This is a genomic window from candidate division KSB1 bacterium (genome assembly GCA_016214895.1).
Taxonomy (GTDB): Bacteria; Electryoneota; RPQS01; order RPQS01; family RPQS01; genus JACRMR01.
The window spans coordinates 406,774-433,494 of sequence record JACRMR010000003.1; the positions used below are offsets into that span (position 1 = coordinate 406,774).

The window sequence follows — 26,721 nt, forward strand, 5'->3', positions numbered from 1 at the left end:
AATGTTGAATGATTAGATCACTGCTTATCCTGATGCTGTTCGCTGCGTGCGCGTTGGCGCAGGGGCCGTCGGCTACCGACAGCCTGTTCACGGTTGCACAGCGGCACTACGACAACGGCGACTTTGATCTCGCCGAGTTGACGGCGTTGCGGGGATTGCGGACCACGACCGGACTCGATGATTTTGAGCAGCTCAAGTTTCACGCGTTGCTTGGTTTCGTCTATGTGGCGAAGGATCAGCACGACGCGGCGATTCAGGAATTCGTGTCCGTGCTGTCGGTGAATCCGCGCTACGAGCCGGACCCGGTTACGACTTCGCCGAAGATTCTGGAAGCGTTCCGGCAGGCGAAGGCGGACTATATGCTGCGTGTGGCATCGGAGCCGGCCGTCTATCGGATGCCGCAGGCGGACGTAAGACTTGCGGCGTCGTGGCGCTCGTTGGTCGCGCCGGGCTGGGGTCAGATGTACAAGGATCAGCGGGTCAAGGGGGCCGTCGTGATCGCGGCGCAAGTGCTGTCGCTGGCGGCGCTGGTTTACATGCAGACGGAAGTCAACCGGCGGCACGACGACTATCTCGCACTGAAGCAGTACGGAGATCCGAACGTCGAGGACCGCTATCAGGAGTATCGTCGCTCCTATCAGACGCGCAACGTGGTCGGCTACATCACGCTCGGCATCTATTTCGCGAGTTATCTCGATGCGCTGTATGTACCGGTCGGGAAGAAATGAGTGCGCCAGCGACGCCACGAGGATTGATGAAGAACTGCGGTCCGCGCATTTGGTGCAAGACGTCTGAGGTTTGCGAGTCAATCTGCAGGAGCATGAATGAACGACCGATCAATTAGCCTGAAGATCACGGGCCCCGCAGTCGAGGACGGCCATGTGCCACTCCTCGTACTTGCTGACAAGCTCAGCGCCCTACAGAATACCCTGTATTCGCTTGGCGCAAGTAAGCGACGTGGTGGAACTCGAGGCAAGTGGAGCCGGCTCGTCAGAGCATCTTGCGAGCTAAGACTCGTAGATGCCCGATTTGGGAGCTTGGAGATCGAAGCGAGTCTTCCGGCGCCTGAGATGTTCGACGTCAAAGGAGTTGAGCTCGGACGCGACAGTATCGCCTTGCTTGCGACGGTACTTGGCTCGATTGCGTCGAGAGACAGCGCCACGGTATCTGACAGCCTTCCTGACTACCCATCTCGTGCACGGGCTATGAAATCGCTCGCGAAGGTGCTCCCAGGACCGGATGACGACTACGAGATTGAGGCAATTATTGGGGATCGAACCGTACCGTGGGTTTTAAGACCGATCGACCGCGAGTTCGTGCATTCGCTGTCCATCGAACCTCAAGAGGAGTTTGAGGAAGAGTCCGTGCGGACAATAATTGGCAAGTTGTTTCGCATCGAGATTGACACGTCCCGGCAGCATGTTGGTGTTGATGTTCAAGGGCGCTTGATAAACTGCAGATACCCCGACGCATTGGAGCAAACGGTTTCTCAACTCGTCGCGGGATCACTTGTTGAGCTAACAGGGAGAGTTCTGCTTGACTCTAATGGCAACATCTCGGAAGTCTCTGAAGTATTTGATGTTGAGGAGATTGACCTACTCCCCGTTTCCATGCGGCGAATCCGAGCCAGAGAGAGAACGATGAAGCTCCGGAACACAATATCTGTAGCACTCGACTATCAAGCAGGTGTCTGGACGTATGAATACGTTCCACTTGGAGTGCTTGCATATTCCCGAACGCGTTCTGAAGCGCTTTCGAATTTCAGAGAGGAGCTATTCGCAATCTGGGATGACATCATCTGCGAACGGGATGACATGCTAAGTGAAGACGCGATTGCCTTGAAGCGGCTGGCGCAGGAGGTAATTGAAAACGCCGACGGTGTTGCATGAAGACGATTCCCTCACACAAGTTACAGTCGGTGCTCGAGTTGAAAGGATTCGAGGAATCCAGCACCCACCATCATATGTATTGGTTCTACAACTCCGGTAAGAAGACATCGATTCGTACGCGCGTCAGCCATTCGAGCGGAGACTACGACCAATATCTGTTAGGACAGGTTGCCAAGCAGTTGAAATTGAGCAAGACTGACTTGGTCGCGTTCATTGAGTGCCCACTTAGTCGCGAAGACTACACAAAGAAGTTGATCGCAGAAGGGCATATTCGGTAGCTAGGCGCGCTTCGGTTGCAGGCATCGTCCGAGGTTATTCCCTTTGAACATCGTCATTTTCGGTCCGGCTTATCCGTTTCGCGGGGGGATCGCGCAGTTTTCCGGCGTGCTGGCGACGTCGCTCAGGCGCGCGGGGCATACCGTTACGCTCGTCAATTTCAGAAAGCAGTTTCCCGGCTTTCTGTTCCCCGGCAAGACGCAGTTCGATGACTCGGCGCAGGCGTTGAAACTGGACTCGGCGCGGGTGTTTACGTTGTGGAATCCGCTGAGCTGGTTCGCGACGGCGACGTCGATCAAGCGCGCGAATCCCGATCTGATCCTGTTTGCGTGGTGGATGCCGTTTTTCGGAGTGGGCTATTGGGCGGTGGCGAAACTGCTCGGGGAGAAGTACCGCACGAGCGTCTGCTATCTCTTGCACAACGTGATTCCGCACGAGCGGCGGATCGGCGATTTGCAGTTATCGCGACTGGCGCTGGGATCGGCGACACATTTCCTGGCGCTCTCGCGGGCTGAGGAGCGCGAGTTGCACGCGCAGTTTCCCGCCGTGGCCGCCGAACGCATCTACTACTCACCGCATCCGATCTACGATTGTTATGCGAAGTTCGAGGGGACGGTTGCTGACGCGCGGCGGCAGCTGGGAATTGACACGGAAAAGCTGCTGCTCTTTTTTGGCTTCGTGCGGGAGTACAAAGGGCTGGATATTCTGTTACGCGCACTGCCGGAGATCCGCCGACGGCAGCCGGGAGTCAGGCTGGCGATCGTCGGTGAATTCTATCAGGATCGCGCCGGTTACGACAAATTGATCGATGAGCTGGGTGTGCGGGAGGCGGTATTCATCAAGGACACGTTCGTCGGCGGCGACGAAGTCGGAGTGTGGTTTGCGGCGGCGGATTGTGTGGTACTGCCCTACCGCAGCGCGACGCAATCCGGAATTATTCCGGTGGCCTTTGCACTGGATACGCCGGTGATCACGACGGATGTCGGGGGGTTGGGCGAGGTCGTGCAGGACGGAGTCGCGGGATTTGTCGTGCCACCGGAGGATCCGGTTTCGCTGGCGGAGGCGGTAAGCAAATTCTACGCAGCGGGCGGACGCGCCGCATTCATAGAAAATGTCCGGCGCGAGGCGCACCGTTTGAGTTGGGACGGGATGGTCGAGACGATTGAACGAATCGTAAAGGAATCGGTGTGAGCGGTGTGGCAATAGATTATGATCCGCTGAAGGCAAAGATCGGCACAGCGGTGGCCCACCATACGCTACTGCGAAGGCTGTTTTACACGGCCCTGGGGATGCTTTTCTTGCGGCAGTGGCATGTGCGGGCGGTGCTGAAGCGGCTGGCGCGAGCTGCCGCCCCTGCCCCTCCGCTGAAGCAGGGGGGTTACGACCGTTGGCGAGTGACAGACATCTTCGATGCGGGGTCGGGATTCGGGCAGTACTCCTATTTGCTGGCCCGTTACTTTCCGCGGGCAATTGTCCATGCGGTCGATGTGAAGCAGGAGCAGATTGACGACTGCAACCGTTTCGCGCGGGGGATGCAGCTGGCCGATCGCATGAAGTTTGAGCTGGGGGATCTGACAACATTTCGCCGGGAGCTGGCGTTTGATCTGGCGTTGTCGGTCGATGTGATGGAACACATCGAGGATGATCTCGCGGTGTATCGTAACTTGTATGCGTCCTTGCGGCCCGGCGGAGTGTTGATCGTGGCGACTCCGTCCGCCAGCGAAGATGCGGAGCCGGTCGCGGGCGAGATCAAGTCCGTGATCGGCGAGCACGTGCGCGAGGGTTACACCAGGCAAGAGTTTGTCGACAAGATCACGGGCGCGGGATTCAAGGTCGAGCAGATGAAGCGCACGTACGGGCCGCTGTGGGGTAAAGTTGCGTGGTACATCTTGCAGCGGATCCCGATGCGCTTATTGACCACAACCAAGCTACTCGCGATCGTGGTCATCCCGTGGATGATCGCGCTCTATCCACTGGCGGCGCTATGCATGTGGCTCGACGTGATGTCTGACAATCAGCGTGGCGGCGGCTGGCTAATGGTGGCCCGCAAGCCATGATTCTGTCCGGCTGAGTCCAGCCGGGCTGCCTGCCGATCTACAATGAAGCCCTGCAGTGGCAACTGGCAGGGCTTCTTCTGTTGTGAGCAATTTGACCACCATCCGCTCGGCAGCTGCTACGGGGCCGCCGATGCCCGGACGTGGTACGTCAGCAGCGCTGGTCCGGACGAAACGACGTCATCGAGTTGGTAGTGAGTAAGGGAAGTCGTTCCGATCAACACACTGGGAACCGGGTCTGCGGCACCGGCAACGCTCCGAAAAATCCGGTAGCTCAGCGCGTTGGGCACGGCGCCCCAATTGAGCAGGAGATCATCACTCGCGGGTATTCGCTGAATGACCAGATCGTCAACGCGGTCCTCGATGGGAACATATTCGTCGGCGCCGATGCAAGGCGGATCGCCGCGCGGGTCGCCTTCGATGTCTGTTGTGATTCCTGCGACGGCGATGCCGGCGGAATCTACGAGCGAATAGAAGGGATCGATGTGCAGATTGGTATCGCTGTAGAAGCCGGGATCGCCACTGACCGAATTGAGATCGAGTCCGGTTACAGCTGTCCAATCCGCGAGCGAAGCGCACAGTACATCTCCGTAGCGTCCGGTCCTGTAATTGGAACCGCTGCCGGTGATGCAGTTGTGATCGCTGTTGAGTGTGGTGCCTTCGCGCTGTGAAATCCCGTAGCACAGGGAGTCATTTGCCTCGACTTGGATGATGTTGTTCGTGAGGGTGAGCCAGTTTGAGGTCGTTGTAGTTAGCAGCACTCCGGCAATGGATCCTCCCGGCACGCTGTTCATCCGGATGCTGTTGTAAGTCACCTCAAAGCGCGCTCCGCTGTTGAGAAAGATTCCTCGTGTGTTTCCTGCTCCCGTGCTCCAGTCGTAGATGAAGTTATTGTAGATCTTGAACAGGCCCCAGACCGGCTGACTCCCGTTGAATCCACGGGCGCCCGCCATCCCCTGGAATCCGTGAATACGATTGGCGTACACTTCCGCGGTGTCCCCCGCGTATTGGAATGACAGTGCGAAACCGACCGCGACCGTATTGGATCCGGGATATCCCGGCTGAATGTCATTTTGGTGGATACGACTGTTCTGGCGGGTGAGAATCATACCGTAGTCGCACACCGACACCGAGCAGTCGCGCACTTCATTGAATGAGGACGCCACACTGATTCCGCCGAGCTGCATTCCGGCAGTGAAGCCGGAGACTTTCACATTTTCAATGAGATTGGCGTCGCAGCCCTGGTCCATGAAGATGCCGCTCGATCCCGGTGTCAGCAGTTGCCGATAGATGGACGAGTTGCGGAACACATTGCTGTCGGCGTCGCTGATGAGCTGTACGCCATAGGTCCCGTTGCACGGGGCCTCGATCACGATGTTGATGCCGTCAAAGACATAGTGGCGCGCGTTTTCGAACGAGAGCGCATCGTACCACGTCCAAATGGTCGGTCGTTCAGCCGCCGCGCGGAAGGTAACGGTATTCTGGTCGGACATCCCGGAAATCCAGGACAAGGGGATGGTCATTCCGTAGTATCCCGGGTACGTTCCCGGGTACAGGTTGAACACAATCGGCGACGTCACCTCGGATACGGACCAGAGAAACTCAAGAGCAGCGTCGAGATTGATGAAATCCCAGTTGCCGCCACGAATATCATACTCTTCAACATGCAGCGGCACGTTGAGCGTGACCGGCACGACCTTGACCGGTGTTTCGGGATCATTGCTATTGAAGACCAGTTGGCCGTGATAGTCACCGGGCACGAGGCCTGCTCCGTTGAAGCCGGCCAGCATCGCCTTCTGGCAGCCACGGATCAAATGTCCGGTGCCGCCCTCAGCGATTGCAAACCAGGGTGGAGCCGGCGGGCTGGGCGGAGTCAGCTGAACGAAAGCAGCGGACCATTCCAGTGGACAATGGCCGTCATTGCGGATCAGGAGGCCGGTGGAATCATTTCCCGTGCCACTGAGCTCGTAGTCGATAGAGTCTTCGGAGAGTTCGATTTCAGCGTCGCCGTCGCATACGTACTGCATAATCCCATTTGGACCGAAGGCAATCTCGAGAAACCGGCCATTCGGGAGCGCCGTGCCGTTGACTTCGCGGAACTGTCCGTCGCTGGAGTCGAAACTCAGGAAGTGAATCGTATCGGTCATGGCGGGAATGTAGCCGCCCAGGCATTCGAGATCCAGAATGCTCTGGTAAAACCTGGCGAAGCCATTGACGCTGAGCATATCGCATTGTTCGATTGCGGGTCCGGCGAATTCGATGTGAATTCGCCCGCCGTACCCAGCGTAGTCCCCGACGATACTCAATGTGCCGGGCGAGGTCCCGGGGTTGATCGTACCTTCATTCTGAAAATTAATAGCGGCGCTCACATCGAGAACGCCGCCACCAGAGATTACTCCGGTGAGATGATTGTACAGTATCCCGGTCACACGGAGCACCGTACCGGTGTGGATCGTGATCTGGCCATAGTTGTGGACGATGCCGGCCAGCGTGAGCGTGTCGGCGAAGACCTCGATCAGTCCGCCGGCGGCAAGGTTGTTTAGCGCCGGGTGGATGATGACGTTTGTCACGTCATCGAATGTCGAGCCGTTACGATTGATGCTCCCGTCATTTGAGATCGACCCATCGCCGGTGATCGATGAACCCGCTTGGAGGTCAAGAAATCCGCCGTTGTTAATGAAGGCTCCTGCGATATTGAGAACGCCTCCGCTGTGGACGGAGACGATTCCGCCGGCGTTTTCGAGAGTTCCCGCGATGATGAGGTCTCCCGAGCCGAGGATATTCAGGTATTCTTCGTTGCGACACGCGCCGCCGAGGCTTACCGCCCGCGAGAGGACATCAATCGTTCCCGGTGTCCGTCCGGCAGTGGAGTTGATCAGCTGAACGTCGATCGCGATCGTGTCGCCCTGCGGATCGAACGCAGTCATCCCGCTGTTGTAGAGCGTGCCCACGCCCTGCATGGCGAACGCCGGTCCCACATCAAGCGTGCCACCCGCGGCGACCAGCACGGTTGCCGAGTCCTGCAAGGTGACAACTCCGGAGTCCTGCATGATTGCGGCGCCTTCAATGTGCAGGTCCACACCCGCGAGGGTCTTCCCGCCGTTGGTAGCAACGAACAAGGTGACACCGGCAGGAATCGTGACGGCCTCGGCTTGGCCGGTCCCAAACGTCCCCTCGGTCCACTCGCAATATTCTCGCAACCGCACGGGTCCGGTCAGCGTGCCACCGGCTTGATCGAGCGTATCGGTAGGAATCGTGTCGCCGATGCAATTGAAGATGGACAGCTCAGGGCTGCTCGCGTTCAATCGCAGCGATCTCAGGCCGGGATTTGGTCCGGCGAACTGGCCATCAAACTCAACCTGGGAAGGGCTGAGACCATAGATGGAGGAGACGTAGATCCCGCCGGTGAAGCGCCACGTTCCTCCGGCTTCATGATAACCCGCGTCGAACTGTATGGTGCCCGATCCGGTCACGATGGCGTCCGCTGCGAAAATGGAACTCGTTACAATCAAAGTGCAACCGGCGGCGACATACAGGGAATCCTCGGCGAACGCATCTCCGGATACCACCAGACCGTCCATGACCCAGGCGTTCCCACTGAGGATCTGAAGATGCGCGTCGTTTCTGGAATCGCCGGTTTCCAGCAACAGCCCGAACTCAACGAAATTCCGATCGCCGACACTGTCGGCGGAGACCTCGATTAAGCCCATGTTAGCAAGACTCGCCGGTTCAGTTTCGTCTTCTCCGAATATCATTGTGCCCCCGAGCAACTGCAATGTGCCAAAGTTGACCATGAATCCGGGCTGCTCCATTGGGCCGTTGCGCGCGAGAGTCAATCTCGACATGCTATCGAGCACCATCGTGCCGTTATTTTCAATATTGAACACTGAGAAATCTTCGTAAACGTGGAAGTCCCCTGATCCGGAATTCAAGAGCATGCCTTCCATCGAAAAGGCTTCGTACGAGGACAACGGCAGCACATTGGCCTGGCCCTCGTTCCAGATGACAAGCGGTGCCCAGATAGTGGTTCCAGCGACCAGGTCCATGATTCCGGTTGCCTCATTATAGAGTGTGTCTCCGGCGTTCAGGTAAACGGATCTGCATTCAAGAGTGGTGTGCCCGTTATTTACGATGCGAAAGGCGGCACCGGCGTCAAGCGATATCCAGTTGCTGCCGGACTCCGGCTCGAAGTCACCGAAGATACCCAACACACCGGACGAATTCACCTGAATCGAGGGATCGGCTACGCCGAACGTGAGTGAAGCGGCGCGGACTTCGAGAGAATGTGTGCCGGTGGCTCCGCCGAGGACGAGCTGCCCCACTTCTACAACGCTGTCGGCCATGGTGATGACATACGTGCCGTCCAAGTCGATGACGGCGGTGTCGTTAAGTGTCGGAGCATCCAGATCCCAATTCGCGGGCTCACTCCACAGTCCGCCGCTCGGATTCGTCCAGTGGATTACGGCGGCGTCGGACCTGCCCGCGCAGATCGCCAGCACGATGATGGTGTAAAGACACCTCGCCATAACGTTTTTCAAGGTCCACCTCGTATTTGGGTAGCAGAGACGATACGATCAGTTCCAAGAAGAGAATTGAGTGATGTACCCGCATGTTACCGGGTCCGTGCGAAATCGGCCGAACCGGCGCCAACAGCGATGACCATGCCGTTTGTTCATAGACAAGGTGACAAAACCGTCGCGTTGGACATGTGCGCGGCTGGCCAACTGGTCAATGGAACAGAGGTATAGTCGTCTCGTCACCGGGTCATGTTTCAATGGCAGCGGAGGTGCCGTATCTCCGTGAGGGTGTCAGTCCTAGGCCGCGCCGTTTCCGCGTTCAGATCAACCGGATAGCGCGTTAACAGAAACGAGCGGACCCTGATACCGCATAAGCGGAGGATTCGCTCGTCGAATGGCGCAGCCCAGGACGAATCCTCGGCAGCAAGGGTGTAGATTATGTATAATCTAATGCTTTCCAACCGATTTGTCAAACGGTGTCGATGAATAGTTCCCGACGTGCGCCTGCGGTTCTCGTGTGCTAACATCTGCCATTGCACATTTTGGCGCGCAATCGAGTGTTATTCTCGCTCTCTCTGCAAGAGGTACAATGGTCCGCCGGAGCCATCGGGCGGAAAAGCGACGCGGCGAGCCACGCTGATAGTGTCGCGGCGCAACGGTCCGGAGTCGGCAAGCGGCACGCGTTTTGTCTAGTGGCCTCGAGGTCCTGAATGCAACGCAAGTGTCTTGCTTCACTCGAGCGGCATTGCCTCGTGGTCGCAATTCTGGAGCGAACGACTCTGATTTTAATATCCTGAAAATCTTTGAGGAAGCGCGCGGTGGCCATTGGCGCCGGCGGCAAAGAGCCTTTGCTTTTGTGAAATATTTCACTATCTTGAGGATCGCGGGCATATTCAGCTTTGGCGCGTGGATTGTGCAGGAAGGCGGCGCATGTATTGCGAAGAGAAATAATCTCGTGCAATCGTGGCGATTACGGAGGCGCGGCCCGGGGGAGGGTGCGAATCTGGTTGCACTCCGGGCCCTGCCTGGCATGGTTGTGAAAGCAGTCGGAATCAGTTGTGACCGGAGCCACACCGGGGGGATGGCCGCCGGGCGAACGGCACATTGAAGGAGAGCATATGAAATTCGAGAGGGTTGGTTCACCGCGCGCGGAAGCTTTGCTGCGCTCGGCGTTCTGGCGGGAGGTGAAGTTCATACCGGACGGTCAGAAACTGAAGACCTGTTTGCAATGCGGCACTTGTTCGGGTTCGTGCCCGGTCTCCTATGCGATGGACATCACGCCGCGGGCACTGGTGGCGATGTTTCGGGCCGGGATGATCGAGGAGATCCTGCAGAGCCGGACGATCTGGGTGTGCGCCTCCTGCTACTCGTGTACGGTGCGCTGTCCGGCCGGAATCCGCGTGACCGACACGCTTTACGCACTGAAGCGGCTGGCGATGGAGAAGAAGATCTATCCGAACCGGTTCCCGGTGTACGCGCTGTCGAAGGCATTTACGCGCAACATCTATAATTACGGGCGGAATTTCGAGTTTGGACTCGCGATGCGGTACTATCTGCGCACGGGTCCATTCAAGCTGCTGGCGAACACCCGGATGGGCCTGACCATGATGCGCGAGGGCCGCATGAGCCTGTCTCCGCACCGGATCAAGCGGGTCGGCGAGGTGCGGGCGATCATTGATAAGGCGAAGCAGATTGGAGCACGCGTATGAAGTTCGCCTATTTCCCGGGCTGCAGCCTCGAATACACGGCGCGGCCCTACGATCAGTCGGTCCGCGAGGTATTCAAGGCGCTGCAGATTCCGCTCGAAGAGATCGACGATTGGAACTGCTGCGGCGCGACGATGTACATGTCACAGGACAACCTGGTGGCCTACTCGGTGAGCGCGCGCAATTTGGCGATCGCGCAGAAGATGGGTTGCGACGCAGTGTGCGCACCGTGCAGCAGTTGTTACACGATCCTGCGCAAGACCAATCGTTATGTGCAGTGGGATCCGCAGGCACGCGCGATGATCAATGAAGCGTTGGGCTCGGCCGATCTTTCCTACACCGAGGTGTTGGACGTCAGACACCCGTTGGACATCCTGGTCAACGATGTCGGATTGGACCGGATCGTGGACCGGGCGACGAAGTCCTTATCGGGCTTCCGGATTGCGCCTTACTATGGTTGCCAGATCGTGCGGCCCGTCTATCATTTCGATGACATGGACAATCCCACGACCATGGACCGCCTGTTCACGGCGCTGGGCGCTGAAGTGATCGGCGATTATCCGGGCAAGGTGCGTTGCTGCGGCGGCATGCTGATGATGACGTTTGAGGACGTAGCGCTCGACTTGAATCACAGCCTGCTGCAGGGCGCGGAGGAGCGCGGGGCGAACGTCATGGCAACGGTCTGTCCGATGTGTCAGATGAATTTGGAATCGTACCAACCGCGGATCAACGAAACGCGGCAGGCCAATCATCACCTGCCAGTGGTTTACTTTACGCAGTTATTGGGGTTGGCGTTGGGGATCGAGCCGGCCAAACTGGGCCTGGACTCCCTCATCGTTCGGCTGCCGGAGCTCAAGGCAGGTCAACTCGTCAGCGAGGCGACTTATGAGTGATCATGTTTCGCGAAATGGAAAACCTCCCGCTTGCCGGATCGGCTTGTATGTGTGCCACTGTGGGACGAATATTTCGAAGATGGTGGATGTCGTGGGACTGGCCGACGAGTTCGGCACGCGGGGCCAGGTGGTCGTGGCCCGCCACTATCGCTTCATGTGTTCGGAACCGGGGCAGGAACTGATCATCAAGGATATCAGAGAGCAGAAGCTGGATCGGGTGGTCGTCGCCGCCTGTAGTCCGCTGATGCATGAGCTGACGTTTCGCAAAGCGGTGGAGCGCGGCGGGATCAATCGCTACCTGTTCGAGATGGTGAATATCCGTGAGCAGGTAAGTTGGGTAACGACGGATTACAGCGCGGCGACGGGTAAAGCCCGGCGGCTAATCAATGGCGGCCTGGCTCGTGTGGCGCGGCATGAACCGCTGGAGATGCGGCGGGTGCCGATTACCAAGCGGGTAATGATCATCGGGGGTGGAATCGCCGGGATTGAGACAGCGCTGCAGTTGGCCGATGCGGGGATTGAGGTGGTCCTCGTGGAGAAGGAAGACAGCATCGGCGGTCACATGGCGATGTTCGACAAGACCTTCCCGACCTTGGACTGTGCCGCCTGCATTCTGACGCCGAAGATGGTGGCGGTGGGTCAGCATCCGAATATCACTCTGCGGACATGGACCGAAGTCCAGGAAGTCGGAGGGTATGTGGGCAGTTTCAAAGTGAAATTGCGGAAGAAGTCCCGGTACGTGGACACGAACATCTGCAACGGTTGCGGGGCCTGTTATGAGGCCTGTCCGAGTCGTCCGCTGCCGGGCGTGCGAAAGCTCGTTCTGGGTCACGAGCTGGGCAAACAGGGTCCCGCGCTACATCGGGACACTCCGAAGGCGGGCAAGCTTGTACGAGCAGAGGTCGAACATCCGGACACGGTTTAAGGAATGACCATGTCACAAGTAACACTTATCATTGACGAGAAGCCGATCACGGTAGACGAGGGGACGTTCCTCTACGAAGCAATACGCGAGCTGGGAATTGAGATACCCGCGCCGTGCCGGTATCCCTTTCTGGCGCCGCGGCCGGCTTGTCGGTTGTGCGTGTGTGAAGTCTATGAGGGCAAGGGTCCGTCGAAGATCGTTACCTCCTGCAATTACCCGGTAAAGGCGGGGATGGTCGTACACACGGACACGCAAATCGTTTCGGAGGCGCGGCGCACGGCGTTGATCAACCTGATTCAGCGGTGCGCGCCGAACCGGCTGTTGGCGGAGTTATCGGTGGATCTCGATATCGCGCAGCCGGATTGGGGTCACAAACACGTGACCTGCATCTTCTGCAAGCTCTGCATTCGCGCGTGCGACGAGCTCGTGGGTGCTCACGCTCTGTCGTTTAAGCGCATCGGCCCTGAGGACACCACGCCGATCAAGATTGATCCCGCGAAGTGCATTCTTTGCGGGGCGTGCGCGTTCGTATGTCCCACCGAGCACATTCACATGGAGGACATCGAGGGTCGGCCTCTGCAGCATCACGATCTGCGGTTAGGGCCGAATGCAGCAATTACCTTATCGTTCCGGCAAGCGGTACCGAATGTGCCCCGCATTCACCCGGAGGACTGCATCCACTTCGAGATTGGGGGCTGCAAGGTCTGTTCGGAGGTCTGCCCCAAGGATTGCATTCACTACGATCAGCAGGATGAATTCGAGGACGTCGAGGTCGGCGCGATAGTTGTGGCGACCGGGTTTCAGGACTTCGGCGCCGGCGCGATGAAGCAGTATGGGTATGGTCAGTTGTCCAACGTAATGAGCGCGCTGGAATTCGAAAAGATGAACAATGCGGCCGGTCCGACGGGTGGCAGGATTTTGATGGAAAACGGCCGGGAGCCGCGCTCGATTGCGATTCTGCACTGCATTGGCAGCCGCGATCAGAACCATCACAAGTATTGCAGTCGGGTTTGCTGCATGTACGCGCTCAAGTTCGCGCATCTGGTTCGCGAGAAGACCGAAGCGGACGTGTACGAATTCTACATTGATTTGCGCGCCTACGGGAAAGGCTATGAGGAATTCTACAGCCGGATTCTCGATGAGGGCGTAAATATTATCCGGGGCAAGGGCGCGGAGGTGGTTCCGGCCGACTCGGCGCGGAAATCCGAGGGTGATCTGCTCGTGCGCTGTGAGGACACGCTGGTTGGCAAGTATCGCGAAGTGCCGGTGGACATGGTGATTCTCTGCACGGCGCTGGAAGCGCGCTCTGATGCGAAAGAGCTGGCGCGGGTGCTGAACATCTCGACGGGCGCGGACGGCTGGTTCATCGAAGCGCATCCCAAGCTGGCGCCGGTCTCGACCACGACCGATGGCGTGTTCCTCGCCGGGGCCTGCCAGAGCCCGAAGGATATACCGGACACGGTGGCCCAGGGCGGTGCCGCCGCGGCACAGGCGATGAAACTGATGAACAAGGGCGAAGTGCTGATGGACGCGGCGTACGCGGAAATCATGGAGCAGTTCTGCAGCGGCTGTCGGATCTGCAACGGCCTGTGCCCGTATTCAGCCATCTCGTATGACGATCAGAAGCGCGTGAGTTTCGTGAATCCGGCGATGTGCAAAGCCTGCGGTACGTGCGTCGCGGCCTGTCCCGCGGGCGCGATTGCAGCACGCCACTTCAGCGACGATCAGATTTACGCTCAGATTGAGGGGATATTCGCATGAGCTTCGAACCAAAGATTCTGGGCATTCTCTGCAACTGGTGCAGCTACACCGGAGCGGATCTGGCCGGGACGGCGCGCCTGAAGTATCCGCCGAACGTGATGAGTGTGCGGGTCATGTGCAGTGGACGCGTCGATCCGGGCTTCATTCTTTCCGCCTTGCGGGCGGGCGCGGACGGCGTGCTGGTGTGCGGCTGCCATCCCGGCGACTGCCATTACGTGGAGGGCAACTACAAGTGTCTGCGGCGAATGCCGTTGACCAAGAAACTACTCGAAGGCCTGGGCGTTGATCCTCGGCGATTACGGTTGGAGTGGGTTTCGGCATCCGAGGGCGTTCGATTTCAGAAGGTCATCACCGAGTTTACGGAGCAGATTCGGTTGTTGGGTCCGCTATCATTGCAGGAAATCAACTTCGATGGCGCGGACCTGAGTGACGGGGTGAAGCAATTCCAGCCCGGCGAACATGCGGTTCCGGTCGAGGAGGCAAGTCATGCCTAAACCCAAACTGGCGATCTACTGGGCGGCCTCGTGCGGCGGTTGCGACATTGCGATTCTTGACATCGAGGAGAAGATTCTCGATGTCGCGGAGTTCTTCGACGTGGTGTTCTGGCCGTGCGCGATGGACTTCAAGTATCAGGATATTGAGGCGATGCCGGACAAGTCCATCACGCTGACCCTGTTCAACGGCGCGATCCGCAGCGACGAGAACTTCCATCTCGCGGAAGTGCTGCGGAAGAAGTCGGTGGTGCTTTGCGCGTTCGGGAGTTGCGCCAGCGAAGGCTGCATTCCGGGTCTGGCCAACTTCTTCAAGCTCGATGACATCACGAAATACGCGTATCTGCAGTCGCCCTCGACGACAAATCCGGATCAGATCATCCCCGGGCCGTTGACGAAAGTGCCGGAGGGCGAACTGCGGCTTCCACGGCTGTGGAATACCGTGCGGACCTTGCCGCAAGTTGTTGACGTTGACTACATCATTCCCGGTTGTCCGCCTCAGAGCAATCAGATCGCGGCGGTGGTCGGTGCGGTGATTGACATTCTGAAACACAACAAGCCATTACCGCCGAAGGGCACGGTGCTGGGCGCATCGGAGAAGTGTTGCTGCGACGAATGCACGCGCGCCCGAAACGTGAAGAAGATTACGAAATTCGTACGGCCGTTCGAGATCATCCCGGATCCGGACCTGTGCTTGCTGGAACAGGGGATCGTATGTTGCGGACCGTCCACGCGCTCCGGTTGCGGCGCGAAGTGCGTATCCGCGGGGGTTCCGTGCCGGGGGTGTTACGGCGTGCCCGAAAATGTGCGCGATCAGGGGGCGAAGATGGTCTCCGCCATTGCCTCGGTGATTGACTCGACGGATCCGGAGGAGATTGAGCAGATCATCGACACGATTCCCGATCCGCTGGGCACGTTTTATCGCTTTACTCTGGCCGATTCCTTCCTCAGGAGAGCGCAGCGATGAAGAGCATCACCATAGATCCCATTACCCGGCTGGAAGGCCACGGCAAGATCCACCTGTTTGTCAAGGAAGACGGCGAGCTCGCGAACTGCTATTTTCAGGTGCCGGAACTGCGCGGGTTCGAGAAATTCTGTCAGGGGCGGCCGGTGGAGGAGATGGCGCGCATTACGACGCGCATTTGCGGAGTCTGCCCCGATGCTCACCACATGGCGGCGGCCAAGGCAGCGGATGCGGTGTACGGAGTCAAGATCCCCAGCGCGGCGTACAAGCTTCGCTCGCTGGTGTATAACGCGTTTTTCGCGGGCGATCACACGACGCATTTTTATGCACTGGGCGGTCCGGACTTTGTGTGCGGGCCGGATGCCCCTCCGGGCGAGCGGAACATACTCGGCGTCATTGCGAAAGTCGGTCTGGACGCGGGAAAGCAGGTGATCGCGCAGCGCGCGGCCGGTCAGCGGGTGATCGAGATCATCGGCGGGAAGAAAGTGCATCCCGTGACGGCCTTGCCGGGGGGCATGTCGAAACGCGTGAGCAAGGACGAGCAGGCGGAGATCCAGAAGCTGGGCGACCAGATGGTTGAGTTTGCCAAGTTCACGGTGAAAGTGCTGAACGACGTTGTGCTGGCGAATCCGGCATACGTCGAGTTGATCTTATCCGATTCTTACGCTCACAAGACCTACAATATGGGTCTGGTCGATGAGCAGAACAAGGTGAACTTCTACGACGGTAAGGTGCGCGTTGTGGGTCCGGACGGGAAGGAACACGCGAAATACGAGCCCAAGGACTACCTGCAGTTCGTGGCCGAGCATGTGGAGCCTTACAGCTACCTGAAGTACCCGTATTTGAAGCAGATCGGATGGAAGGGCTTCGTGGACGGGGTGGACTCGGGCGTTTACAAGGCCTCGCCGCTTTCGCGTTTGAATGTTTCGGACGGCATGGCCACACCGCTCGCTCAGGCGGAGTACGAGCGATTCTACGCGACCCTGACCCATGACAAGAGCGGCAAGACCATGGTGCACGCCACGCTGGCAACGCATTGGGCGCGCGTGGTCGAGTTGATCTATGCAGCCGAGATGGTGCAGAAGCTCTCCCGCGACGACGAGATTACGTCCGACAAGATCATGGAGATTCCGACAGCGACGCCGAGCGAGGGCGTGGGCATTGTGGAGGCTCCGCGCGGAACGTTGACACATCATTACCGTACCGACAGCAAGGGCATCGTCGTCGAGGCGAATCTGATCGTTGGGACGACGAATAATAATGCAGCGATCACGATGTCGATCAAGCGCGCGGCGGAAGGATTGATCAAGCGGGGCACCGAGATCACACAGGGCACGCTGAACCGGATTGAGATGGCATTTCGGGCCTACGATCCGTGTTTCGGCTGCGCCACGCACTCGTTGCCGGGCGAGATGCCGTTGGAGGTAATCGTGCATGACGCGGACACCGGCGAGGTCGTGCAGATCGCGCGACGGCAGTGCTGAAGTTGCCCATCATATTGTGCTTGGGCAATGAGATTATTTCTGACGACCGATTTGGTTATGAGGTCGCGGAGGCACTGAAGGATGACGCGGTCTTTTGCGGCACGGTGGAAGTGCATTTCGCGGCCCGGGCGGGATTTGAGCTGATTCCGCTGCTTGCGGAACGTCCGGCGGCGCTGGTGGTGGATACCATTCGGACCGGGCACGACCAACCCGGGACGGTGCGGATGCACGACATGGGCGCGTTTGCTCCGAGCAATCATCTGGTGAACAGCCATCAGATTAGTCTGCCGACGGCGCTGGCCCTTGCGCGGCTGTACGGGATTCCGATGCCGGCGTCGATTGAAGTACTGACGGTAGAGGCCGCGGACCTGGAGACTCTGAGCGAAGCGCTTACCGTGCGCGTGGCGGCGGCCGTGGCGCCTGCTCAGCAACTGATACGGAAATGGCTAAATTCAAAGGTTGAGAATCATGTCTCCTTCAAAGACTGAAAAGACGCGAGAAGCGGCACCGAGCGATCAGCCGAAAACGTGCCCGGAATGCCACGGCCGCGGGTGGGTTGACAATCGCTGCCTGACGCCAGACCACGAGCATCGTTGCATGTACTGCAACGGTCGCGGGTGTGACGTATTGGGCCGACCGTGTTACGCCTGCAAGGGGACCGGATTGATTGAGGTGCGACAGGAGGACAAGAACCCGTGTCCGTTGTGCGCTGGCGCCGGTGTTTATCCTGTGCCTCCGTCGATGGCCGCGCGGGAATTTGCTTACAATCCTAGTCGCCGCCTGTAACTCAAAAGCCATTGAACATGACTGCCGACTTTCTATTGCTGGCGGCGACGGCCGCCACGCTCGGTATCACACACACGATCTTAGGCCCGGACCACTACATTCCCTTCATCGCGATCGGGAAGGCCCGCGCCTGGTCCTCGCGGCGGACGCTGCGGGTCACGCTTGTCTGCGGAGTCGGCCACGTCCTGAGTTCCGCTGCCATTGGTCTGGGCGGACTGTATCTTGGCACGAGGCTACTGCGACTAACCGGTCTGGAAGCGGCGCGCGGTGCAATCGCGGGTTGGCTGCTACTGGGGTTTGGCCTCGCTTACGCGGTCTGGGGCTTACGCCACGCGTACAAGCTCCGCCACTCGGATGAGCGGCGAAATCCGGAGACAGCCGATCGCTCGATCGTTCCGTGGGTGCTCTTCATCATTTTCGCATTCGGGCCATGCGAACCGCTGATCCCGCTGCTCATGTTTCCGGCGGCGCAGGCGAGTACGGGTGCAGTCTGGTTGATTTCGGGGATCTTCGGAATCTGTACGGTCGGAACCATGGTGGGGATTGTGGCCGCCGCGCTCAAGGGCCTGAGTCTGTTTTCCCATCCGCGCGCGGCGCGTTACTCACACGCACTGGCTGGCGGCGCGGTGACGATTTGCGCGGCGGGAATAGTGTTCATCGGCATGTAGGAAGCGGACCGCTGCAGGTCCCGCCCGAACCTGAATCCAATGGAAACCGAGACGGCCCATAGTCCGGAGACCCATATTGAGATCACCGTGCGCGGCGTGGTGCAGGGGATCGGTTTTCGTCCGTTCGTGTTTCGGCTTGCGGAGCGCCACGGGCTGCGCGGCTACGTGGTGAATCACGGCCGCGGGGTGACGATCCGCGCGCAGGGACCGGCCGTCGCGATCGAGCGCTTTGTCGCGGGGCTGTCGGCCGATGCACCGGCACCGGTGTGGATTGAGGAACTGCAACGGTCGGCGCTGCCCAGCGCCGATTATGATGGTTTCGCTATTCTCGAGAGTGCGCGCGGCGACGCGGCATTTACGCAGATCTCGCCCGATCTTGCGCTGTGCGCGGAGTGCCGTCGCGATCTTGCGAACCGTGACAATCGGCGGTACCGCTATCCGTTTACCAACTGCACGCAGTGCGGTCCACGTTTTACAATCATTCAGGGGTTACCTTACGACCGGCCGCAGACCACCATGCGGCCGTTTGTCATGTGTGAGGCGTGCGCGGCGGAGTATCGCGAGCCGCGGGATCGTCGGTTTCACGCGCAGCCGAACGCCTGTCCCCATTGCGGTCCGACGTTGCGGCTGCTGCTCCAGCATCGCTGCACGTGGCACTCCGCCGCCGTCGGACACGCGGCGCTCCACGAGGCGGCGCAGATGTTGTCCGCGGGCAGCATTCTCATGGTGCAGGGGTTGGGCGGTTTTCATCTGGCCTGTGACGCGACCAATGACGCCAGTGTGCGGCGCTTGCGCGAGCGAAAGCGCCGTGAGGAGAAGCCGCTGGCGGTGATGTTTCCGTCCCTGTCGGCGATGGAGCAGTGGTGCGATACCACGCGGGCTGAACTCCGCGAACTGCGTTCCGTGCGGTCGCCGATCGTGTTGGTCCGCAAGCGGCGGAATTGTCCCGTGGCGGAGTCAGTCTCACCCGGGAATCCGCTCTTGGGCGCGCTGTTGCCTTACACTCCACTGCACGTCGAACTGACACGCTCATGCAATCGGCCGCTGGTGATGACCAGCGCGAACTACAGCGAAGAACCGATCCACTTCCGGGTCGAGCGCGCGCTCGAAGCGATGGGATCAGTAGCCGATGCCGCGCTACTGCATGATCGGGCCATTCACCAGTTTGCGGACGATTCGGTGGTACGCGTGATTGACGGCTCGCCGCGGGTCTGGCGGCGGTCGCGGGGCTATGTGCCGCAAGCCGTTCCGCTGAAACAGAGCGTGCACACGCCGGTGCTGGCGCTGGGTGCGGACTTGAAGAACGCATTTTGCATCGCGAAAGAGCGCTCTGCAATCTTGTCACAGCACTTGGGTGACATGCAGGATGCGGCCACGATCGCGGCGCAACAGTACGCGTTGTCGCATTTTCTGCGGATCTACGATCTCCATCCGGGCCTGGTGGCTTGCGATCTGCATCCCGACTATACCACAACGGCGCTTGCGGAGGAGTATGCCCAGGTGCACGGCCTGCAACTCATTCGCGTGCAGCACCATCATGCGCATCTCGCGGCATGTCTTGCGGAGCACGGGGAATCGGGGCCGGTAGTGGGACTGACACTGGATGGGACGGGCTTTGGCACCGACGGGACGATCTGGGGCGGGGAACTGCTGTACGGCGGAATCGACGGATTTGAGCGACGGGGCACATTGGAATCGATCGAAATGCCCGGGAACGAGTTGGCGGCCCGCGAACCTTGGCGGATGGCGTTAGCGTGGCTCGTACGTACTCATCCCTCCGATTGGGATCGCCTCAAATTGCCGTTGTTGAGTGCTCTGCATCACCAGATCGGGGAGCGCCCACTCGGTGCACTGGCGGCGCTGCTTGCGCAGCCGAATCGGTTCGCGCGAACGTCCAGTGTGGGGCGATTGTTTGATGCCGTAGCGGCTCTGACACAATTCGGTGCGCGGCGGCAGTACGAAGGACAGGCCGCCACGGAATTGGAGGGGGCGCTCGGGCCGGGGTTACAGTCGCCGTATCCCGTCAAGATCGCTTGCGATGACGGGATCTACACGCTTTCCGTCGGGGTGCTGATCGAGGGCGTGGTTGAAGACTCGTTGCGCGGCAGGACCGCCGCACTGATCTCCGGCAGATTTCATGAGTCCATCGTGCAAGGCTACGTAGAAATGGTGCGGCGCGTCGCCGCGCATGAGGATTCTCACACCGTGGCGCTGAGTGGGGGCTGCTTTCAGAATGCCTATCTGCTCAGTCGCTTTGAACACGCGTTGGGCGCCGGCGGGTTCCGGGTCTTGTCGCACCGGGACGTTCCCCCCAACGACGGCGGGATTGCGCTCGGCCAGGTCTGCATTGCGAACGCGAAGGGAGACAATTGATGTGCCTTGCCGTGCCGATGCAGCTGGTGAGTATCGAAGGCGAGCGCGGCCGCGTGGAGCTTCAGGGCGTGGGCGCGCTCGTGATGCTGACGCTGACGCCCGAGGCGAAGGTGGGAGAGTATGTGATCGTGCATGCGGGATATGCGCTCTCGGTGCTGGACTCTGATGAGGCTGAATGCACGCTCAGGACGCTGCGGAGTGCATTGGAAAGTGAGCGATGAACGCGACGCGGACGTTCCGTGATCCGGAGTTGATCCGCCGCGTGGCGGCAAGGATCGGTGCGCTGCAACTCCGTCGGACCGTTCGCTTGATGGAAGTGTGCGGCGGGCATACAGCAGCGATCTATCGCTCCGCGTTGCAGACACTGTTGCCGGACGCGGTGGAATTGCTTTCCGGCCCGGGCTGTCCGGTGTGCGTGACACCCAACGATTTTGTTGACCGCGCCATACTCCTGGCGCAGCTTCCGGGAGTCACGATAGGTACGTTCGGGGATCTGATCCGCGTTCCCGGATCGCAAATGTCGTTGAGCGGAGCGCGGGCGCGCGGGGCGGACGTGCGAGTCTTCTATTCGCCGTCGGAAGCCGTGGACTTTGCGCGTTTGCACCCGGAGCGCACCCTGATTTTCCTCGGCATCGGCTTCGAAACGACGGCGTGCACCGTAGCGGCGGCTTTGGGTTCCGCGATCGATCTGGACCTGCGAAATTTCAAGGTACTGTCCGCGTTGAAAACGATGCCGGCGGCGCTGCAGGCGCTGTTGGCTTCCGACGACGTGCAGATTGATGGGTTGATTCTACCCGGACACGTGATGACGGTTACGGGCATCGAGCCGTTTCGCTTCATTGCCGACGACCTCCGGACTCCGTGTGCAGTGTCCGGTTTCGAGCCGCTGGACTTGATGCTCGCGATCTGCCTGCTGTGTGAACAGCTCGTGACCGGACGCGCGGAAGTGCAAAACGGGTACGGGCGCAGTGTCCGCCGCGGCGGCAACCCGGCCGCTCAGGCGATGATTAGCCGCTACTTCGAGTCGAGCACGGCACGTTGGCGAGGGTTGGGCGACATTGCGGGGAGCGGTCTGGCGATTCGCGACGAGTATGCGGAGTGGGACGCCGGACGGATTGCAGTCGAAGTGCAAGCGGGTCGTGAACATCCGGGTTGCCGTTGTGGAAACGTGTTGCGGGGAATCACCCGGCCGCACGATTGTCCGCTGTTCGGCGTCGCATGTACACCGGCGCAGCCGCTCGGAGCGTGCATGGTGTCGTCGGAAGGGGCATGCGCGGCGGTTTATCACTATGCGGCGAGTGATGTCCGATAACTCGCATATTGAGCTGGGCCACGGTGCGGGGGGGCGGGCGATGCGCTCGCTGATCCGCGACACGATCGCTCCGCTGCTTGACAATCCGCACCTCTCGCCGCTGCGCGACGGAGCAGTACTGGGCCTTGCGAGTTCCGATATTGTGTTTACGACCGATTCGTATGTGGTCCATCCGGTGGAGTTCCCCGGCGGGGATCTGGGCAAGCTCGCCATCTGCGGGACAGTTAACGATTTGCTCGTCATGGGGGCAGAGCCACGCTACCTTTCACTTGCGTTCATCCTGGAAGAGGGCCTGCCACTGGAGTTGTTTGCTCGACTGTTGAACTCAGCGGCGCAGACGGCGCGCGAAGCCGGAGTGCAAATCGTCACCGGTGATACGAAGGTTGTCCCGCGAGGACAATGCGACTTGATGTTCGTGAACACTTCTGGAATCGGGCTGTATCCGCTCGGACACGGACTGTGTTCAGCACCCGTCGTTGCCGGAGACGCGATCATCGTGACCGGATCGCTGGGGGATCATGCCGTGGCGATTCTGAATGCGCGGGACGGGATTTCGCTGGACATCCCGACGCTGAGCGACTGCGCGGCGCTGACCGGACTGATCGGCAGCGTTCTGACAAAGCACGGTGGCGTGAAGTGGATGCGGGATCCCACGCGGGGGGGCGCCGCGGCGGTGTTGTCCGAGCTAACCGAAGAATTTCCGCTCGGCGTGATCATCGACGAGGCGGCTGTGCCGGTGGCATCGGCCACGATGGCGGTCTGTGAGCTGCTGGGTTATGAGCCGCTGCACCTCGCGAACGAGGGCAAGGTGATCATGGTTGTTGAGCGCGAGTCGGCGGATGTCGTGCTGGACACCTTACGGAGGCATCCGCAAGGTGTGCAGGCGGCGCGGATCGGCACGCTGACATCCGACATGCCGCGGATGGTGCGCGTGCGCACGGCGGCCGGCGGAATGCGGCGATTGCAGCGGCCGGCGGGAGAGCTCTTGCCGCGGATTTGCTGAGGCGCCTCATGCACGAACTGTATATCGCACAGTGCATCATTGACGGCGTGAGGCGGTCGCTGCCCGCCGAGGTTCCGGCTGACGAAGTGCAAGCCGTAGCGGTGCGCGTGGGGCAGCTCGACGCCGTGGTGCCGGACACTCTCAGGTTTCTGTTTGATGCGATCAAAGTCGATGCCGGGCTGATTCGCGCGCAACTTGAAATCGAGGTGGAGCCGGTGCAGTTGACGTGCAACCATTGCGGCGATCGATTTACAATCGACGAACCTGTCTTCCGTTGCCCGCGGTGTGCCGGCGCAAATGTTGCGACGCTCGCCGGACGCGGGATCACGTTGCAGCGGATTGCCATAGCTGACCCCATCCAGAGGTGACGATGAATATTCCGATCGTACGAGATGTCCTCGCAGAGTCGAACGCCCTTGCCGCGGAGAATCGCCTGAGCTTTGACAAGTACGGGGTCTTCGTTTTGAACATGATGAGTTCGCCGGGCGCGGGGAAGACAACAGTTCTCCAGCAGACAATTCGCGCGCTGACGCAACTGGGCCGGCGCTGCGCCGTGATCGAGGGCGATATTACGACAACGCTGGATGCAGAGCGGCTCATTCCGCTGGGCATTCCGGTGGTGCAGGCGAATACGGAGCCGTTCGGCGGAGATTGTCACGTCGGTTCGCATTTGGTGCATGCAGCGCTCAAGCAGCTGCCACTGGATGCGCTGGACTACATGTTCATTGAGAACATCGGCAACCTTGTCTGTCCGGCGGAGTTCGACTTGGGGGAGCATCGGAAAGTCGTTGTGCTGTCGTTGCCTGAAGGCGAGGACAAGCCCCTGAAATACCCGCTGATGTTTCGTGAGTGCCGGATGTGCCTGCTAAACAAGGTTGACCTGCAGCCGTATCTTGACGTCGATATTCCGACCGTGCTGCGAAACATCTCCATGGTGAACGGGATGCTTCCGGTGATTCCGATTTCCGCTCGCACCGGGTACGGACGGGAGGCGTGGGTGCAGTGGTTGGAGAGCGGACGCGAAGCGCAACAGCAGGATTATTCGCTCCGGCAGCAGGCGGCGGGATAGGCCTCCCTTCGGCGCCGCAATTCGGCACTGACTTGAGCGCCGGGATGCGACACGTCAGGCCCCGTTAGGATTATGGACAAACCCCGCCAGATGTGACGGGGTTTGTTCGTATTCAGGATCTGCGGGTCACTTCCTTGTGGGCAGCGACTTAGCCGTTCCCGGCAGCGCGCCTGCCGGTCAATTCCGCGCGGTCATGAGATCAACAGAGATCTTTTGTTCTTCGGACAGGCGCATGACGAGGAACTGCGGGAGCGGAATTCCGAAGTCTTTCATTTTCATTGTGAATGATGCTTCGACGCGCATGCGTGCTCCACCGTCCAGCATGGTCAGGAACGACTCGGGTTCGATTTCCCTCGTCACACCGTGGAGTGTCAGGTTGCCCACAACGGAGACGGCGGTTCGGATTCCATCGGGCAGTGTTCCGCCCGGAATCTCCAAGCGCGTCAGCGTAAACGTGGCTTCAGGATACTGGTCCGTCTCCAGGTGGTTCTCACGCATGTGTCGATCCCGCAACTCGATTCCTGTCTTGAGTGACAGTAGATCGACATGAATTTCGGCACGCCCAGAACCGTCACCGGTTGCGACCACCGGTTCGATGATTCCGGTAACGGTCTGGGTCCGGCCGATAACATTTTCAAGCGGAGCCTCGCTTTCAAACTGCACGAAAGTCAGCGGGCTGCCGGAGATAATAGTGTAGCTGCCTGTCTGAGCAATGCCGGTAGCGGCGAGCAGGAGCAGGATGAAAATGGTGTTGTGCATTTGTCCTCGGGTAGTGCGCGGGTCTGTCAACGCCATGTGACACCTTCCAGGAGTCTCTCCTTCGTCCAACCTACTTTAGCAGTGTCATCTTCCTTGTTTGCATCGATCCTGCGGCAGTGAGCTGATAGAAATAGACGCCACTGGGAAGGTCGCTGCCGGAAAACGGGATCTGGTGTGCACCGGCGGCCAAGAGGCCATCGACCGGCGTAGCGACTTCGCGGCCGATGACGTCGAAGACACGGAGCGAAACATGGCCCGCCGCGGGTAGGGTGAAAGCAATGGTCGTGACAGGGTTGAACGGATTCGGATAGTTCGCGGCCAGTGCGGGCGCGCCGGGATGCGCCGCGTGACGTTCGCCAGGGGCAGGATTCAGCGTGATCGACCGCTTGAAGATGCGGCCGTCTCCGGTGACAAGGTAGCCGGTTTGAGCATTGACGAAGAACACGCTGTTGAATGTAGCAACAGCCGGGGGCAATTGCGCGTGCCACATCTCGCCTCCATCATCGGTATTGGCGAGGAAGCCTCCAGCGCCGCACAGCCAAACCATGTTGGGATCCGCCGCCTGGATGTCCATTAGCGCGACGGTGGTGCCGCTGGTTTGCGGCGTCCAACTCAGCCCACCGTCCAGCGTGTGATAGACGCGACCCTGACCGCCCGTTACCCAGGCTCGCTCGGAGTCCAGCGCAAAGACTGCCTCAAACTCGTCCTCTTCGCCATCCGGCACACTGAGTTGCGTCTCCCAATTTGCGCCGCCGTCTGACGTGAAGAGAATCAGGCCGCGTGAGCCGACGATCCAGCCGCTCTGACTGTCCAGCATGTGAATTCCGCGCAGATCATCGGTTGCCGGGCTGCTCTGGGGTGACCATGTGGCGCCGCCATTGGTAGTGTGAATCAGGATTCCGTCTCTGCCCGCCGCCCAGCCATTCTGATTGTCGGCGAACCAGACATCCCGCAGCTTATCGGGTGCTCCGCTCGTTTGCGAAGTCCAGGATACCCCGCCGTTCGTCGAGTGCAACATCATCCCGTCATTGCCGCACGCCCAGCCCTCCGTGGCGCTGACGAAGTACACCGCCTCGCAATCATCCGACGTTGGCACGAGTGTCCAATTCTGACCGCCATTGGTTGTGCGCAGCACTCCCGCATCGGCAGCGATCCACCCGATGCTTTCGTCCCAGAATCTTATGTCATTGAGCGGAAAAGTCGTCGGGCTTGTCTGTTCAGTCCATGTGGTGTCGCCGCCGCCGGCGGTGCCGACGTTGACGACGCCCGTCATATTCGAATGATAAGCACAGACATACGCAAAGCTGCCCATCTGGTTGAAAGCATGGGCGAAGTTGTCGTTCGTGCCCATGAAGCCGCTGTCAAAGCTGTTGTCGGTGGCGGTCACGGTGTGCGGTGCCTGATCGCTGTTCGTCCATACGACCGTATCTCCGGGTTGCACGGTGATCTCGACGGGAGCGAACGCATAGTTCAAGATGTCAACTGCATGGGTATTCCCCTGCGCAGCCACCGCGTGCAGGACGAACACAGACAGAGTGATGTAGAGCTTGGCATTCATGAGCGGTCGTGGTTAGAATTCCGGAGTATGTGAAGTCGTCAGATTTTGGACGCGGCGGTGGGCGGGTCGCCATCCCTGAGCATTGCCCACCACCGCACTTGTTGAGGAGGCATCGCAACGAACTGGCTCATCCCGGCGTCTCGGAGATTCAATGTCGTTACGACTACGTTCACAGGAAAAGCAAGCGTCGTGCCAACGGGGTACCGAGAGTTCAAAATGGCGCTGTAACCATA

General features: G+C 59.6%; 23 protein-coding genes. 20 read left to right on the forward strand and 3 right to left on the reverse strand.

Going from position 1 to position 26,721, the window contains the following annotated elements; translation table 11 throughout:
• Positions 1-8: 8 nt before the first annotated feature.
• The 5 genes from HZB60_03535 to HZB60_03555 all read left to right on the forward strand — a co-directional run bounded on the left by HZB60_03535 (position 9) and on the right by HZB60_03555 (position 4,222).
• Positions 9-728, forward strand: coding sequence for a hypothetical protein (locus HZB60_03535; GenBank protein MBI5058841.1), 720 nt, complete (start codon positions 9-11; stop codon positions 726-728).
• Positions 729-824: 96 nt separating this feature from the next.
• Positions 825-1,889 carry a hypothetical protein gene (locus HZB60_03540; protein MBI5058842.1) on the forward strand — a complete coding sequence of 355 codons (1,065 nt, stop codon included), beginning with the start codon at positions 825-827 and terminating at the stop codon, positions 1,887-1,889.
• Positions 1,886-2,167: a hypothetical protein gene (locus tag HZB60_03545; GenBank protein MBI5058843.1), complete on the forward strand. Its 282-nt coding sequence runs from the start codon at positions 1,886-1,888 to the stop codon at positions 2,165-2,167. Before HZB60_03540 ends, HZB60_03545 begins: the two co-directional genes overlap by 4 nt.
• Positions 2,168-2,210: 43 nt before the next feature.
• Positions 2,211-3,356, forward strand: a complete 1,146-nt coding sequence (locus HZB60_03550) for a glycosyltransferase (GenBank protein MBI5058844.1) — start codon at positions 2,211-2,213, stop codon at positions 3,354-3,356.
• Complete coding sequence (locus HZB60_03555) at positions 3,353-4,222, forward strand: class I SAM-dependent methyltransferase (protein MBI5058845.1); 870 nt, start codon at positions 3,353-3,355, stop codon at positions 4,220-4,222. The genes HZB60_03550 and HZB60_03555 overlap by 4 nt, the downstream gene beginning before the upstream one ends.
• Positions 4,223-4,338: 116 nt before the next feature.
• Here the strand turns inward: HZB60_03555 and HZB60_03560 are convergent, their stop codons facing one another.
• Positions 4,339-8,757 (reverse strand): hypothetical protein, encoded by a 4,419-nt coding sequence (locus tag HZB60_03560; GenBank protein MBI5058846.1) that lies wholly within the window; start codon positions 8,755-8,757, stop codon positions 4,339-4,341.
• A gap of 1,097 nt (positions 8,758-9,854) precedes the next feature.
• Between HZB60_03560 and HZB60_03565 the strand changes: the two genes are divergently transcribed.
• The 15 genes from HZB60_03565 (at position 9,855) to hypB (ending at position 24,171) form a co-directional block, all read left to right on the forward strand.
• Positions 9,855-10,445 (forward strand): 4Fe-4S dicluster domain-containing protein, encoded by a 591-nt coding sequence (locus tag HZB60_03565; GenBank protein ID MBI5058847.1) that lies wholly within the window; start codon positions 9,855-9,857, stop codon positions 10,443-10,445.
• Positions 10,442-11,335 carry a CoB--CoM heterodisulfide reductase iron-sulfur subunit B family protein gene (locus tag HZB60_03570; protein ID MBI5058848.1) on the forward strand — a complete coding sequence of 298 codons (894 nt, stop codon included), beginning with the start codon at positions 10,442-10,444 and terminating at the stop codon, positions 11,333-11,335. Before HZB60_03565 ends, HZB60_03570 begins: the two co-directional genes overlap by 4 nt.
• Entirely contained in the window at positions 11,328-12,260 is a 933-nt protein-coding gene (locus HZB60_03575) for a CoB--CoM heterodisulfide reductase iron-sulfur subunit A family protein (protein ID MBI5058849.1), read from the forward strand. Before HZB60_03570 ends, HZB60_03575 begins: the two co-directional genes overlap by 8 nt.
• 9 nt (positions 12,261-12,269) lie before the next feature.
• Positions 12,270-14,021 carry a 4Fe-4S dicluster domain-containing protein gene (locus HZB60_03580; protein MBI5058850.1) on the forward strand — a complete coding sequence of 584 codons (1,752 nt, stop codon included), beginning with the start codon at positions 12,270-12,272 and terminating at the stop codon, positions 14,019-14,021.
• Positions 14,018-14,515 (forward strand): hydrogenase iron-sulfur subunit, encoded by a 498-nt coding sequence (locus tag HZB60_03585; GenBank protein ID MBI5058851.1) that lies wholly within the window; start codon positions 14,018-14,020, stop codon positions 14,513-14,515. Before HZB60_03580 ends, HZB60_03585 begins: the two co-directional genes overlap by 4 nt.
• Positions 14,508-15,479, forward strand: a complete 972-nt coding sequence (locus tag HZB60_03590) for an oxidoreductase (protein MBI5058852.1) — start codon at positions 14,508-14,510, stop codon at positions 15,477-15,479. Before HZB60_03585 ends, HZB60_03590 begins: the two co-directional genes overlap by 8 nt.
• Positions 15,476-16,960 (forward strand): Ni/Fe hydrogenase subunit alpha, encoded by a 1,485-nt coding sequence (locus HZB60_03595; protein MBI5058853.1) that lies wholly within the window; start codon positions 15,476-15,478, stop codon positions 16,958-16,960. The genes HZB60_03590 and HZB60_03595 overlap by 4 nt, the downstream gene beginning before the upstream one ends.
• Before the next feature lie 2 nt (positions 16,961-16,962).
• Positions 16,963-17,448, forward strand: coding sequence for a hydrogenase maturation protease (locus HZB60_03600; GenBank protein ID MBI5058854.1), 486 nt, complete (start codon positions 16,963-16,965; stop codon positions 17,446-17,448).
• A 315-nt stretch (positions 17,449-17,763) separates the two neighbouring features.
• Positions 17,764-18,414, forward strand: coding sequence for a hypothetical protein (locus tag HZB60_03605; GenBank protein MBI5058855.1), 651 nt, complete (start codon positions 17,764-17,766; stop codon positions 18,412-18,414).
• A 39-nt stretch (positions 18,415-18,453) separates the two neighbouring features.
• Entirely contained in the window at positions 18,454-20,787 is a 2,334-nt protein-coding gene (gene hypF / locus HZB60_03610) for a carbamoyltransferase HypF (GenBank protein ID MBI5058856.1), read from the forward strand.
• Positions 20,787-21,008, forward strand: a complete 222-nt coding sequence (locus HZB60_03615; GenBank protein ID MBI5058857.1) for a HypC/HybG/HupF family hydrogenase formation chaperone — start codon at positions 20,787-20,789, stop codon at positions 21,006-21,008. Before hypF ends, HZB60_03615 begins: the two co-directional genes overlap by 1 nt.
• Positions 21,005-22,099 (forward strand): hydrogenase formation protein HypD, encoded by a 1,095-nt coding sequence (gene hypD / locus HZB60_03620; GenBank protein ID MBI5058858.1) that lies wholly within the window; start codon positions 21,005-21,007, stop codon positions 22,097-22,099. The genes HZB60_03615 and hypD overlap by 4 nt, the downstream gene beginning before the upstream one ends.
• Entirely contained in the window at positions 22,077-23,102 is a 1,026-nt protein-coding gene (gene hypE / locus HZB60_03625; GenBank protein MBI5058859.1) for a hydrogenase expression/formation protein HypE, read from the forward strand. Before hypD ends, hypE begins: the two co-directional genes overlap by 23 nt.
• Positions 23,103-23,110: 8 nt before the next feature.
• Positions 23,111-23,470, forward strand: coding sequence for a hydrogenase maturation nickel metallochaperone HypA (locus HZB60_03630; GenBank protein MBI5058860.1), 360 nt, complete (start codon positions 23,111-23,113; stop codon positions 23,468-23,470).
• A 2-nt stretch (positions 23,471-23,472) separates the two neighbouring features.
• On the forward strand, positions 23,473-24,171 hold the full coding sequence (hypB, locus tag HZB60_03635; protein ID MBI5058861.1) for a hydrogenase nickel incorporation protein HypB: 699 nt from the start codon (positions 23,473-23,475) through the stop codon (positions 24,169-24,171).
• A gap of 177 nt (positions 24,172-24,348) precedes the next feature.
• Here the strand turns inward: hypB and HZB60_03640 are convergent, their stop codons facing one another.
• On the reverse strand, positions 24,349-24,930 hold the full coding sequence (locus tag HZB60_03640; protein MBI5058862.1) for a YceI family protein: 582 nt from the start codon (positions 24,928-24,930) through the stop codon (positions 24,349-24,351).
• A gap of 70 nt (positions 24,931-25,000) precedes the next feature.
• Positions 25,001-26,488 (reverse strand): T9SS type A sorting domain-containing protein, encoded by a 1,488-nt coding sequence (locus tag HZB60_03645; GenBank protein ID MBI5058863.1) that lies wholly within the window; start codon positions 26,486-26,488, stop codon positions 25,001-25,003.
• Between the last annotated feature and the right edge of the window lie 233 nt (positions 26,489-26,721).